The 12,860-nt window shown below is 40.2% G+C and carries 10 protein-coding genes; 7 read left to right on the top strand and 3 right to left on the bottom strand.

The features are described from left to right. Window positions 1–85 precede the first annotated feature (85 nt). The 7 genes from IPH84_00405 to IPH84_00435 all read left to right on the top strand — a co-directional run bounded on the left by IPH84_00405 (window position 86) and on the right by IPH84_00435 (window position 9,709). Window positions 86–1,201, top strand: coding sequence for a DNA replication/repair protein RecF (locus tag IPH84_00405; protein MBK7171700.1), 1,116 nt, complete (start codon window positions 86–88; stop codon window positions 1,199–1,201). Next, entirely contained in the window at window positions 1,198–1,491 is a 294-nt protein-coding gene (locus IPH84_00410) for a DUF721 domain-containing protein (GenBank protein MBK7171701.1), read from the top strand. The genes IPH84_00405 and IPH84_00410 overlap by 4 nt, the downstream gene beginning before the upstream one ends. 1,949 nt (window positions 1,492–3,440) lie before the next feature. Further along, complete coding sequence (locus IPH84_00415; protein MBK7171702.1) at window positions 3,441–4,463, top strand: DUF1566 domain-containing protein; 1,023 nt, start codon at window positions 3,441–3,443, stop codon at window positions 4,461–4,463. Window positions 4,464–4,583: 120 nt separating this feature from the next. Beyond that, window positions 4,584–5,414: a polysaccharide deacetylase family protein gene (locus IPH84_00420; protein MBK7171703.1), complete on the top strand. Its 831-nt coding sequence runs from the start codon at window positions 4,584–4,586 to the stop codon at window positions 5,412–5,414. A gap of 116 nt (window positions 5,415–5,530) precedes the next feature. Further along, window positions 5,531–7,888, top strand: a complete 2,358-nt coding sequence (locus IPH84_00425) for a TonB-dependent receptor (protein ID MBK7171704.1) — start codon at window positions 5,531–5,533, stop codon at window positions 7,886–7,888. Between the two features lie 22 nt (window positions 7,889–7,910). Continuing rightward, window positions 7,911–8,987, top strand: a complete 1,077-nt coding sequence (locus IPH84_00430; GenBank protein MBK7171705.1) for a histidine kinase — start codon at window positions 7,911–7,913, stop codon at window positions 8,985–8,987. Continuing rightward, window positions 8,984–9,709, top strand: coding sequence for a response regulator transcription factor (locus tag IPH84_00435; GenBank protein ID MBK7171706.1), 726 nt, complete (start codon window positions 8,984–8,986; stop codon window positions 9,707–9,709). Before IPH84_00430 ends, IPH84_00435 begins: the two co-directional genes overlap by 4 nt. 145 nt (window positions 9,710–9,854) lie before the next feature. On the opposite strand, the gene IPH84_00440 is transcribed toward IPH84_00435, so the two are convergent. The 3 genes from IPH84_00440 to IPH84_00450 all read right to left on the bottom strand — a co-directional run bounded on the left by IPH84_00440 (window position 9,855) and on the right by IPH84_00450 (window position 12,843). Then, entirely contained in the window at window positions 9,855–10,466 is a 612-nt protein-coding gene (locus IPH84_00440) for a fumarylacetoacetate hydrolase family protein (GenBank protein MBK7171707.1), read from the bottom strand. Between the two features lie 70 nt (window positions 10,467–10,536). Next, window positions 10,537–11,346, bottom strand: coding sequence for a 3'-5' exonuclease (locus IPH84_00445; GenBank protein ID MBK7171708.1), 810 nt, complete (start codon window positions 11,344–11,346; stop codon window positions 10,537–10,539). A gap of 198 nt (window positions 11,347–11,544) precedes the next feature. Beyond that, a complete protein-coding gene (locus IPH84_00450) occupies window positions 11,545–12,843 on the bottom strand; it encodes a 2-oxo acid dehydrogenase subunit E2 (protein MBK7171709.1) in 1,299 nt (432 codons plus the stop codon). Window positions 12,844–12,860 lie beyond the last annotated feature (17 nt).

The raw sequence follows: 12,860 nt of genomic DNA on the forward strand, positions 1-12,860 counted from the left end.
TTAGACTTTCTTAAGTTTATATATCAATGCTTACTTTCGTAGCATAGAATTATTATGGTAAATTCAACCGGAAAGTCCTGTTAAAGTGTTTCTTAAAAAGCTGAATATCATTAACTTCAAGAGTTATGTTCACTCAGAGATGGAATTCTCTGAAAAGATTAATTGCTTTGTAGGGAACAATGGTGTTGGGAAAACCAACCTTCTGGATGCTATTTATTACCTGTCATTTACCAAAAGCTATTTCAACTCGGTTGATACCATGAATATCAGGCATGGAGAGGAATTCTTTGCCATTCACGGGACCTACCAGCGAAATGGAGGATTGCCGGAAGTTGTTAGTTGTATACAGAAAATCGGATCAAAAAAGCAGTTGAAACTAAATGCAAAAGAGTACGACCGGATGTCGGAGCACATTGGCCAATTCCCTTGTGTGATGGTTTCTCCTTATGACAGGGACCTGATTAACGAAGGCAGCGATGTGAGGCGAAAGTTCATCGACTCAGTAATTTCCCAATTCGATAAGCTCTATCTTGAAGATCTGATTCGCTATAACCGCTTACTTGAACAGAGAAATTCATTACTGAAGCAGTTCTCTGAATCAAGGCATCCCGACAGGGTGTTGTTGTCGATGTTGGATGAACAAATGTCAATACCTGCCACCCAGATCTTCCAGAAAAGAAAGAGTTTCCTGGAAGGATTTTTACCCATTTTCTGTCATTATTTCAATTTCATCAGTGGCGGATTGGAAGAGGTGGATATCCGCTATGAATCGCATCAACATACAGGTGAATATTTCGACCTGGTGAGTGCTGCGACAGAGAAGGATTTAGTCACAAGATATTCAACAATAGGGATTCATAAAGATGACCTGATTTTCGATATTAATGGATATCCCGTAAAGAAATTTGGATCCCAGGGACAACAGAAATCCTTTGCTGTTGCATTGAAGCTGGCTCAATTCGATTTTACCAGGAACCTGGTGTCTTACAAACCCCTGCTATTATTCGATGATATCTTTGATAAACTTGACCCTGACAGGGTGCAACAGATCATTGAACTGGTTGCGAAAGATAGTTTCGGACAGGTTTTCATTACGGATACGGAATCAGGAAGAATAATGAGATCCTTCGATACATCGTCGATCCCACATAAAATTTTTGAAATCAAAGGTTCTACTATTCAATTAATGAGTCATTCATGAGCAGGCGATCCACAGAAATATCCTTAAAGGATGCAATTGAGAAAATGCTCAAGGATTATAAACTTGAGGATAAACTTCTTGAAACCCGCTTGATTGGCTCATGGGAGCAGGTCGCCGGAAAGTTAATTGCACGTCACACCCGGGAATTGTACATTCAGAATCGGGTACTTTGTATTAAGACGGATATTGCCGCGCTGAAACAGGAATTGACCTATATGAAGACCAGTTTGCTCGATAAGCTTAATAAAGCCGCCGGCTCAACGGTGATTGATGATATCAGGTTTTTATAGCGCCTGGTAATTAGTTAGCATTGAATCAGACCTCCTATGAAGAATAATTTATTAATAATATTCTCCATAATTTCAACCCTTTCCGTTATTGGATGGATGATAACAGATTTCTATGGAGGAAGGATTTTGATCAGAATACTCTGGTTTATTTCGAGAAATCATATCGAAACATCTTTGACTCATCCAAGATTAGAAATGGAAAAACAAATTCCGTTTACATGAGGCCCGTCAACTTTTAAAATAATGACTTGGCTCAAATGTGAATATTGAGGACACTACAGATACCGAGCTTGGAAGCTAAAGCGGAACTGACTAGGCACATTGAAGAAGCAAATATAATAGATAAATTTAATGTAATTTCTAAAATCAACGCTAACTGGCAGCTTGTGCATCTTGGCATAATAAGTACTAAATTTATCCTCGAGAGTTGATTAAATCAACCAGTGAACACTTAAATAATTCGTGGCCAAAGTATCAAGTCCCAAAAGAAGTTTTACAGAAAATTCTCTTCTCCATTTGGATAGCTTTATATAATTGGGTTGGGTGGGACTAAATGGACGATTGCTCTTGAAAGGTAAAATGAATGACAAAAAAATACTTGGTTCTATCGATAAAAACTTGTTGAGAAATAATTCAAGAAATTTTAGATAAACCAACTAAAGGAATTAGACCATGTGACTTTCAGCCTAGCTTTTCAATGGATTTAATACTTTTAAAAATAGGTCGAAATGATGGATTAATAATGATTATCGAAACAATTCATTCGGAAATTGATTGATCTAACAATCTAAAACTTGACTCATATTTCAAAAAGATATGATCATTGACGATATGTTGAGGGTTCATCAGAAGTTGACAAGAGTTTTTTGCAGATTCAACTCTGTCAATAAAGTCAAATCCATTTGTGGTAGAAATTGCTGGTGAAATCAATGGGGTTAAGCTTGCCTACTTTTGCTGCTTTAAAAGACTTCCAAAGTAAGTCATGACAAATCTCAGGCAAAGAATGTTCTCAGCTGTTAAAAGAAACAGACAATTTATAAGTAAAATTGATAATCTTGAATCTAGGTCCTATCAGGTTTATATTGATAGCCTTGAAAACAGATTTGAACAATCAAAAGAAATAATAATGGACACTTTAGCTAATTGGAATGGTGAAAAAGGTGTATTGTGTTAAGATATAAACTATATTCTTAAAGTTTTATAGGCGAGTTTATGGAAAGAAAGTGGAAAATCAAGAAAATGAATGGGGACTCAGTTAGTGGACATACAACTGGATTAACTGAAACCTGCAATAATGAATAAAATGTTTACAAATAATCAAAGGCCATTGCAATGCTCCGTGATTAATTCCTTTTCATGGTTTAAAAAAATGGCCTCAGTGGTGCTGTTGCCAAATGGACAATATTTGATGTGTGGAACAATGGCAGTCCAAACACCATTAGATATATTTTAAAATGTGATAAAAAACTGGCCCCCGCCAAGGCCTTCGTCCCAGCGCCAAGGCCACCACACAAGAAGGCCTTGCAACGTTGGCCCTTCAGCCTGCAAAAGAGCTATTTCCTTTTAGTAAGATTATAAGATATTCCTTTTGAAAAGAATAGCATCTCCAACATGAACCTGAGAGATAAAAATCAGTATTTTGGAGACATATTCCTGCCATCGAGTGATTATATTTCCCTGGAGATTTCACAAACCTGACCTTTGTTTTCGATTTAATCACGAAAACAATGAAATCAAAAGTTAATTGCAATAGCAAACTATCAATTCTGATAGGTGGCTTATTCCTTGTATGCATTAGTCTCCCAGGGTGCAAAAAAGATGATACTTCAACAATTTCCGGAGATTTACAAGTCGTTCCTCGCGAAGCGGCTTACGCAGGTTGCTATCCGCTTCTCGGCACAAGTCAAACCAAATCCTGGGACAATGACGGCAACATTATCATCCCTATTTTGGGAGAAGCCTTTTTTGGTCAGGATGCTCAGTTTACCCATACAGCACCTGTTTATACCAAAAGCAGTGATGGACTTACGGTAAAAGACGAAGTTACCGGTTTAACCTGGCAGAAAACCTATGAAAAACCAACTTCCGGTGGTATGTATTACTGGGCAGAAACTCAGACTGAAGTTGACAATCTGAACAAACAAAACTATGGCGGCTATAACGACTGGCGCGTGCCTACCATCAAGGAGCTATACTCTTTATGGAATGCAAGTGTCGGTTGGCCTTGGATTGATACAAAATATTTTGATATTAAATATACAGATGAACAAGACCTTAGTCACGCAATATTCTGGAGTAGCGACAAATATACCGGAGTAATGGGCAATGTAAACGGGGAAACGCCCGGAGCAGAACTTGCCTTTGGTGTGAATTTTGGCACCGGACATATTAAATCGTATAGTATCAGCGTAGGTCCAAAACACTTTGTTCGTTGTGTACGCGGCAATCTTTCGTATGGCGTCAATTTATTCCAAAACAACAACGATGGTACTATTTCCGATTTGGCTACCGGCTTAATGTGGCAACAAACCGACAACGGTTCGGGAATGGATTGGGAACACGCACTGGCTTATGCGCAAACGCAGAATAACGCAAATTATCTGGGGCACAACGATTGGCGTTTACCCAATACAAAAGAATTACAAAGTCTGGTGGATTACACACGGTCTCCAGGTGCAACAAACCCAGCCAATGTGGGACCGGCAATCAATGCCATGTTCAGTTGTACGGCTATTCTGAACGATGGCGGAAAGGCCGACTACCCCTATTACTGGACAAGTACATCGGCAATTTCAAATCCAACCGGCACTTACAACAATGCCTGGTATGTGGCTTTTGGCCGGGCAGAAAATGGAAGCGGCGAAGACCTTCACGGTGCCGGTGCTGTGCGCTTTGACAAAAAGATAGTAGGAACCGGCGAAGGAGAGGAACGGGTGTTAAACTATGTACGATTGGTAAGAACAATTAAATAAGTGAATAGTATGAAAAGTAAAAGGAGAATAATAGTTGCATTTGTTGCTTTGTTTATTTTTATAAATTTCATAAACGCACAAACCAATACTGCTCCCGCAAAGAGCAGTATTCCAATAGAAATGCTTTTCCCGCAGGGCAAATCCAAAGCATTGATTTTGAGTTTTGATGATGGAAATGTAGCCGACAGGCATTTGGTGAAATTGATGAATGAGTATGGTCTGATTGGGACTTTTCATCTTAACTCCAATAAACTCGGGACAAAGGATTATCTCACCAAAGAAGAGATTAAAAACCTGTACAAGGGACACGAAGTATCCGGTCATACGGCTAATCATCCAAGTCTGCCTTCGCTATCAAAAGTCGATGTGATTTATGAAGTGCTGGAGGATAGAAGAGAATTGGAGCGACTGATAGCTTATCCTGTTCGTGGAATGTCGTATCCTTTTGGAAATACCAGCGATCTTGTAATTGAGGCAATAAGCGGATTAGGCATCGAATACGCAAGAACTGTCGGTGATACATACAACTTCAATCTGCCCACTGAATTTCTTAAATGGCAGCCTTCCATTCATTTATTCGGAAAAACAAATTATATACCCAACGACACGGCAAACGACATAAAAGAATTAGGACAATTTTATCAGCTTACAAATGAGTTTCTGAATTCGAAGTCATTGGCCTTGTTTTATGTATGGGGACATAGTTGGGAATATGAAGGACCCGGTAATAAATGGGCAGAAGTGGAGACGTTTTTCAAAATGATTTCCAATAATCCTGAAATATACTATACCACACAAATAGAGTTGGTGGATTATATCAATGCCTTTAAAAATCTCAAATTTTCTGTCGACAAAACCATGGTTACAAATCCAAGTTCGATAACTGTGTATGTGAGAATGAATGGGAAAGTATTTACCATTGAAGCTGGTAGCACACAGCTGTTGAATTAATCGGAGAAGAAATAAGTTCTAAATAGCCATTCCTGATAATGGCATTACTTAGCAGGGTTGATATTATGATCGATCTGCTGTCCTCCATGTGACCTATAAATACAAATGAATAAGACATGAAAAAATGCCTTTTAATAATTTCAATATTCCTTACCCTGCTCTCAACTGCTCAAAATAACAGGCAGAATATTAGAGGTATTATTTCAGACAAACTTTCGCAAACTATACTTCCCGGAGCAACCGTTCAATTAGTCAACAGTAAAGTGAACAAAGGAACGGCAACTGACTTAAATGGGAATTATGTTCTTCTGGATCTGCCACCTGACAGGTATGAAATAAAGGTTTCATATATTGGGTATAAAGATGCATTTGCAACTAATGTTGTGGTGACTTCAGGTAAAGAAGTTGTGCTGGATATAGTGATGGAAGAAGACCTTAAACTCTTGAATGAGGTGGTGATAACATCAAACAACAAGGCGGGAACATTGAACGATTTAGTCCCGGTTAGTGCCCGGACATTCTCAACTGAGGAAGTAAACCGCTATGCAGGGGGGCGAAGTGATCCCGCCCGTTTGGCAGCTAATTTCGCCGGAGTAAGCGCACCTGACGACAGCAGAAACGATATTGTAATCCGGGGCAATTCGCCAGTTGGTGTTTTGTGGCGCATTGATGGAATGAACGTTACCAACCCTAACCATTTCGCAACGGTAGGTACAACCGGTGGAGCTGTGAGTGCGTTAAATACCAACCTTTTGAGAAGTTCCGACTTCCTGACCTCAGCATTTCCAGCCGAATATGGCAATGCCACGGCCGGGGTTTTCGACCTGGGTTTCAGAAATGGAAATACACAGAAACGGGAAACCACTCTGCAGGCTGGTCTGATCACCGGCCTCGAAGCTACTACCGAAGGGCCAATCAGTAAGAAAAATGCTTCATCATATCTTGTTGGATACCGCTATGCACTGGCTGGTGTAGCCCAGGCAGCAGGCATTGATATTGGCACAACGGCCCTGCCTTCGTATCAGGATTTGTCATTTAATGTAAACAGCGGCAACACCAAAATGGGCAGGTTTACACTGTTTGGCATTCTTGCCACAAGTACCATCAATATTGCTGGTGGCAATTCAGGTGAGTTGTATGGAGGTGAAGGTGGCGGACATGATTTGAGCAGTCAAATCGGCATTATCGGGATAAAACATTTCAAACAACTGAATAGCAAATCCTATTTTAGTTCCAATATTGGGTTAAACTATTCAAAGTCGGGACAAACAGATTATAGCTTCGACAGAATGACTGATTCAGTTTATACGAAATCAGAGAATAAGGTTACCAGGACAGGATATAATTTTTCAAGCAGTTTCAATTCCAAGATAAACTCAAGGTTATTCGTAAAAATTGGAATCCAGGATGAAGTGATTGGATTGAACCTTTATTTCAGGGAGAAAAGAGATCCCCTCTCAGAATTTAAACAGATATGGGATTATAATAGTTACACAAATCTGGCGCAGGCCTACATGCATGCCAAGTATAGCTTTAATGATAAGCTCACTCTCAATGCGGGTTTACATTCCCAGCTGTTTTTCCTGAATAATTCTCTCTCAGTCGAGCCACGTTTAGGGTTAAAATATGAAATTGATTCTAAAAGCAGCCTTACCTTTGGCTATGGACTCCATTCACAAACGCAACCCCTAAATGTTTACTTTTTACAAACTCAGATTGCTGATGACTCCTATGTTTATAACAATGAGAACCTTGATTTTACCAAAAGCCATCATTTCGTATTGGGTTACGATTTGCAGCCTTTCAAAGACTGGCGGTTGAAAACAGAGGTCTATTATCAGTCACTCTACAATGTGCCGGTAAACACTTTTTCGAGCAGCTATTCAATGCTAAATACCGGAGCAGGTTTTAAGACCGATCTGGAAGATAGTCTGGCAAATAATGGAACCGGGACAAACTATGGAATAGAACTGACATTAGAGAAATTTTTCAGCCGCGGATATTATGGCTTGTTTACTTCCTCGATTTATAGTTCTAAGTATAAAGGAAGCGATGGAGTAGAGCGAAACACAGCATTCAACGGGAAATACGTATTCAATATTTTGGGTGGAAAAGAATGGAAGGTGGGAAGCGAAAAACAGAACAAAATATCAGCCGATATAAAATGCACCAATGCAGGGGGAAGGGCTTACACCCCTATTGATCTGGAGGCTTCGGCTGCCACAGGCCGCGAACAATTATCTACCGATGCCTATTCGGATTTTTATGCCAATTACTTCCGTTTGGATTTCAAGCTCGGTTATACGCACAACAGCCGGACGAAAAAACTTTCGCAGTCGTTTTCCATTGACCTGCAAAACATCACGAACAATGATAATGTTTTCTCACAAAGCTATGATGACAGAAGCCGGTCGTTAAACACCACCTACCAGCTCGGGTTTTTCCCGAATGTGATTTATAAAATACAGTTTTAAAGATGTTTTATACATTTGAGAGATGACAAGAATCACTTTAAGCAGCCGCAGAATCGAATTATTTTCATATTTCCTGATTTGGGCTTTCGTTTTTTCTGTGCCATATTTCAGTGAGCGAAGTTCAGGACACATTAACTGGCAAGAGGTCATAAAAAACTGGGCACATGTTTTCGGGTTTCTCGTTCTTTTTCTGATCAATGTATATATCCTGGTACCCCGGTTGCTCTTAACAAAGAAATACAGGTATTACTTTGTGATGGTGTCGGTTCTGATTGGTTTGGTGGTAGGATTAAACATTCTCGGCCCCAAAGTATTTCCTCCTCAGCCTGGAACTAAAACTGAAGTACCAGCCGAAAATTCAACGCCTCCCATGATGAATGCCCATAAAGGAAAGCCTCCTGTTATGGCTTTCGCGGATAATTTTATCATTTGTATCCTGTTGGTAGGTGCCGGCACAACTGTAAAGCTGATGTCTAAATGGCTGAGCGAGGAGAAACTGCGTAAAGATGCCGAGAAGGAACAGCTTAAAACAAACCTTGCTCTCCTGAAGCACCAGGTAAGTCCGCACTTTTTCATGAATACTTTGAATAACATCCATGCACTTATTGAAATGGATACTGAAAAAGCACAGGACGCTATTGAAAGGCTTTCAACTCTTATGCGTTACTTGCTTTATGATTCGGCTCAAAATGTGATTGAATTGAACAAAGAGATAGAGTTTATTAAAAGTTTTGTTTCACTAATGCAACTCAGGCATTCAGAAGAAGTAGATGTTAAAATACTGATCCCAGATCAAATCCCGGATATTAAAATTCCCCCTATGTTATTTATTTCATTGCTCGAAAATGCCTTTAAACATGGTGTGAGTTATCCGATGAAATCGTATATTTATTTCGAACTGCAATTCCATGATAATTCTCTGGTTTGTAACATCAGGAATAGCAAACACAAAAAAGCTGCAAATCAGTTTGACGAATATTCGGGAATTGGACTTGAGAACATAAGGAAAAGTCTCGATCTGTTGTACGAAAAGGATTATGAATTAGTAATCTCCGACAACGAAATTGATTTCGGGGTAAACCTCACAATTCCGGTATGAACATACTTTGCATAGTTATTGATGATGAACCGCTTGCAGTAAAAAAGATTGCAGCTTATATCGGAAAAGTTCCGTTCCTGGAATTGGCGGCTGAGTGCAGAAGTGCAGCTGAGGCGATGAACGTCATGAATTCTGTTGATGTTCAGCTCCTTTTTATCGATATTAATATGCCTGAGATCAGCGGAATGGAGTTTGCAAAATCGCTGACAAACAAACCTTACATAGTATTCACTACAGCCTACAGCGAATATGCAGTGGAGGGTTTCCAGGTTGAAGCTGTCGATTATTTATTAAAACCAATCTCATTCAGCAATTTTCTGAAAGCGGTCAATAAGGTTAAAAATCGTATAGAACTCACCTCAAATAATCAGAAGGAAAGCGTAACGACCAAAGCGAATCATCTTTTTGTTAAATCCGATTATAAACTTATCCGAATTGAGCTTACCGATATAAAATACATTGAAAGCCAGCACGAGTATATCAAAATTTATCTGAACAATAGCAACCCGATAACGACTCTTTTAAGCTTGAAAAGCATAGAAGAAGTACTACCCCCGGAAAAGTTTATGCGGGTTCATCGCTCGTTTATTGTCAATCTTTCAAAGATATCAGTGATTGAACGGAACAGGATTGTTTACGATGGGAATGTATATATACCTGTAAGCAAGCAGTATAAAGAAAAATTCCTGAAGTATATTGATGGGAATTTAGGTTATTTATGATAAGGGCTTCATCAGGTATTCAAGCATCGTAATCGGCTCAATCTTTCGTGCAGCCAGGAAGGTAACTTCTCTTCAATTCCTTTTGGCATATACATTCAAATGTTTATAGCCACCTGGAACACTTTAACCCTAATCACTACCCGAATTATTTTATCTCGCACCACATCATTTTTTTTCCTTCCAGGAAAGCTTCCAGCCTGTCGCCAATTTTTACAGGACCCACACCTGCGGGGGTTCCGGTGAAAATGTAGTCGCCGGTTCGCAAGGTGATAAACTGGGAAACATAGGATATGAGAGTGTCAATAGGAAAGATCATTTCAGATGAATTACCCTTCTGCACCGTTTCACCATTCAGGGTGAGGTGGAAATTCAGGTTATTCACATCAGGAAATTCTGAAACAGGCCTGAAACTGCTTACCGGGGCGGAATAATCGAAAGCTTTGGCTTTTTCCCAGGGCAAGCCTTTTTCTTTGGCTTTCTGTTGAAGATCCCTGGCAGTAAAATCAATGCCCAGGGCAACGGCATCATAATATGTGTGAGCAAATGCCGGACTTATATGCTTCCCAACCTTGCAGATCCTGTAAACAATCTCACACTCATAATGTAGGTCGGAGGTGAATTCAGGATAATAGAACGGCCGGTTGCGGATCAGCAGGGCTGTATCAGGCTTGAGAAAAAATACCGGTTCCGTTGGGATTGCATTGCTAAGTTCCTTAGCATGTTCAGAATAATTGCGGCCTATGCAGATGATCTTCATGGCAATACATTTTTCATTTTTTGGAATAAAACCCGTAGAGAAAGAGCACGCTCTTTCTCTATTAATAATATTAACCCTTATTGAAATTCCGGAGTTTGATCGCGGTAATTAACTTTTTAGTGGATAGGAGGAATTCTCCCTTCATCATCCAATCGTAATATGAAGGTTCCATGCGGAATACTTCCTCAACGGTTTTCCCTTTATGCTTTCCAAAATTGAATACTTCCTGTCCTTTGGTGTTGAAGATGATTTGCCCTGCCAGGTCTGCATTTCGATTGTAAAAAGAGAAATCATGCAAGGCTTTGACATCATTTACAACTGGTTTTGACACTTTCCCCTCATGATCGGTATATTCAGTGTCGGTATAGCGATCGAGCTGTGCCTTCAGAATTTCATAAGTAGCCCTGGTATCGGCTTCAGCACTGTGGGCATTGATCAATTCCTTGCTGCAATAGAATTTATAGGCAGCTTTCAGTGTGCGTTGCTCCATCTTATGAAAGATATTCTGCACATCAATAAACCTACGGCTCTTCAGCTCAAACTCAATTCCGGCCCGAAGAAACTCTTCCACCAGCACAGGAATATCGAATTTAATGGAGTTGTAACCTACCAGGTCACAATTTTGAATAAATGCATTCAGGTTGCCCGCAATATCCTTGAATAGTGGCTTATCTTTCACATCCTCATCACTGATTCCATGAATGGCAGTCACTTCAGGTGGAATTGGAATACCGGGGTTGACTAAATGACGTTTGAATTCTTCATGTCCGTCAGGTGCAATCTTAAGGATGGCTATTTCAACAATACGGTCGGTGGCAATATTAACTCCGGTAGTTTCAAGGTCAAAAATTACCAGTGATCGGGAAAGGTTAAGCTCCATGAGAGGGATTAATTGATAGTTATTTAATATGATGAGAGGAATAAATTCAAAGGTACTCAGGATACCTATATTTTTTCAGGATCAGGTAAATAGTTTTCACAAAGATTTCAGCATTAAAACCTTGATGATCTCAAAAAAAATGCCGGGTAAACAAAGGTCGCTCACCCGGATTTTCCACCATAAACAAACTGAAATCTTTTAGATGTTCATATTTACATCGAAGCTTTCGAGTACCTGTTGCATTTTTTTGAGGAACTGTCCCCCGAGTGCACCGTCAACAATACGGTGATCATAGGCGAGTGACAACATACAAATATGCCTTATTGCAATTACATCACCTTCAGCCGTTTCAAGAACCCAGGGACGTTTTTTAATAGTACCGATTCCAAGGATGGCAACCTGTGGCTGATTAATAATAGGTGTACCGGTCAAACTGTCAAATGTGCCGAAATTGGTGACTGTGAATGTCCCTCCCTGTATATCGTCAGGATTCAGTTTATTCTTCCTGGAACGATCAGCGAGGTCATTGACATCCTTTACCAATCCAAGAAGGTTTTTCTGATCAGCGTTGCGAATAACAGGAACAATGAGGTTGCCATCAGGAAGTGCAGCTGCCATCCCGATATTAATATTTTTCCTTTGGATTACTTTATATCCGTCAACAGAAGCATTTACATTTGGGAATTCCTTCAGCGCTTTGGCTGCAGCCTCAATGAAGATCGGTGTATAGGTGATTTTCTGCCCTTCACGTTTCTGGAAGGTATCTTTTACCTTTTCGCGCCAACGTACAATATTGGTTACATCTACTTCGATAAAGGAGGTAACATGCGGGGAAACACCTTTCGACATCACCATATGGTCGGCGATCAACCTGCGCATACGATCCATGTCAATCACCACATCTCCGGCGGCAGACGTAATTGTTGGGGCTGTTACTTTTGGCTGGGTGGGTGCTGTTGTAGCAGGAGCCGAAACTGCCTTAGGTGCAGCAGTCCTGTTTTGCAGGTAGTTCAGGATATCTTGCTTATTGAGCCGGCCTTCTTTCCCGGAACCTGGAACTAACTCAAGTTCTGAAAGGGGTATGTTTTCCTGCTTTGCTATACTACGTACCAAAGGTGAATAAAAGCGGTCGGATTCTGCTACGACATCAGTAGCAGCAGCAGCAACAGATACTTCTGTATTCGGAGTTGCAGAAACCGGTTCTGAAGATGTTTGGATTGCTTCAGTCTTTACAGATTCATCAACGACGCCATCACCGGTTAAGTCGATGAGGGCAATAATTTTACCAACAGGTACAACATCCCCTTCATTAAAAAAGGTCTTGAGTATAGTGCCTGCAACAGGGGAGGGGATTTCTGAATCTACCTTGTCTGTAGATAATTCAGCAATTGGTTCGTCTTCAGTAACAGCATCGCCCTCCTTTTTCAACCAACGGACAATGGTTGCTTCAATGATACTTTCGCCCAATTTGGGCATAATTAATTCAAAATTTGCCATAATGCTATGTCAATCAA

Source organism: Bacteroidales bacterium, assembly GCA_016707785.1.
GTDB lineage: Bacteria > Bacteroidota > Bacteroidia > Bacteroidales > UBA4417 > UBA4417.

What these genes read in the sequence shown, in the direction of transcription:
- IPH84_00410 (MBK7171701.1), top strand. Translation starts at nt 1,198, where the DNA reads ATGAGCAGGCGATCCACAGAAATATCCTTAAAGGATGCAATTGAGAAA.
- IPH84_00420 (MBK7171703.1), top strand. Translation starts at nt 4,584, where the DNA reads ATGCTTTTCCCGCAGGGCAAATCCAAAGCATTGATTTTGAGTTTTGAT.
- IPH84_00425 (MBK7171704.1), top strand. Translation starts at nt 5,531, where the DNA reads ATGAAAAAATGCCTTTTAATAATTTCAATATTCCTTACCCTGCTCTCA.
- IPH84_00430 (MBK7171705.1), top strand. Translation starts at nt 7,911, where the DNA reads ATGACAAGAATCACTTTAAGCAGCCGCAGAATCGAATTATTTTCATAT.
- IPH84_00435 (MBK7171706.1), top strand. Translation starts at nt 8,984, where the DNA reads ATGAACATACTTTGCATAGTTATTGATGATGAACCGCTTGCAGTAAAA.
- IPH84_00440 (MBK7171707.1), bottom strand. Translation starts at nt 10,466, where the DNA reads ATGAAGATCATCTGCATAGGCCGCAATTATTCTGAACATGCTAAGGAA.
- IPH84_00445 (MBK7171708.1), bottom strand. Translation starts at nt 11,346, where the DNA reads ATGGAGCTTAACCTTTCCCGATCACTGGTAATTTTTGACCTTGAAACT.
- IPH84_00450 (MBK7171709.1), bottom strand. Translation starts at nt 12,843, where the DNA reads ATGGCAAATTTTGAATTAATTATGCCCAAATTGGGCGAAAGTATCATT.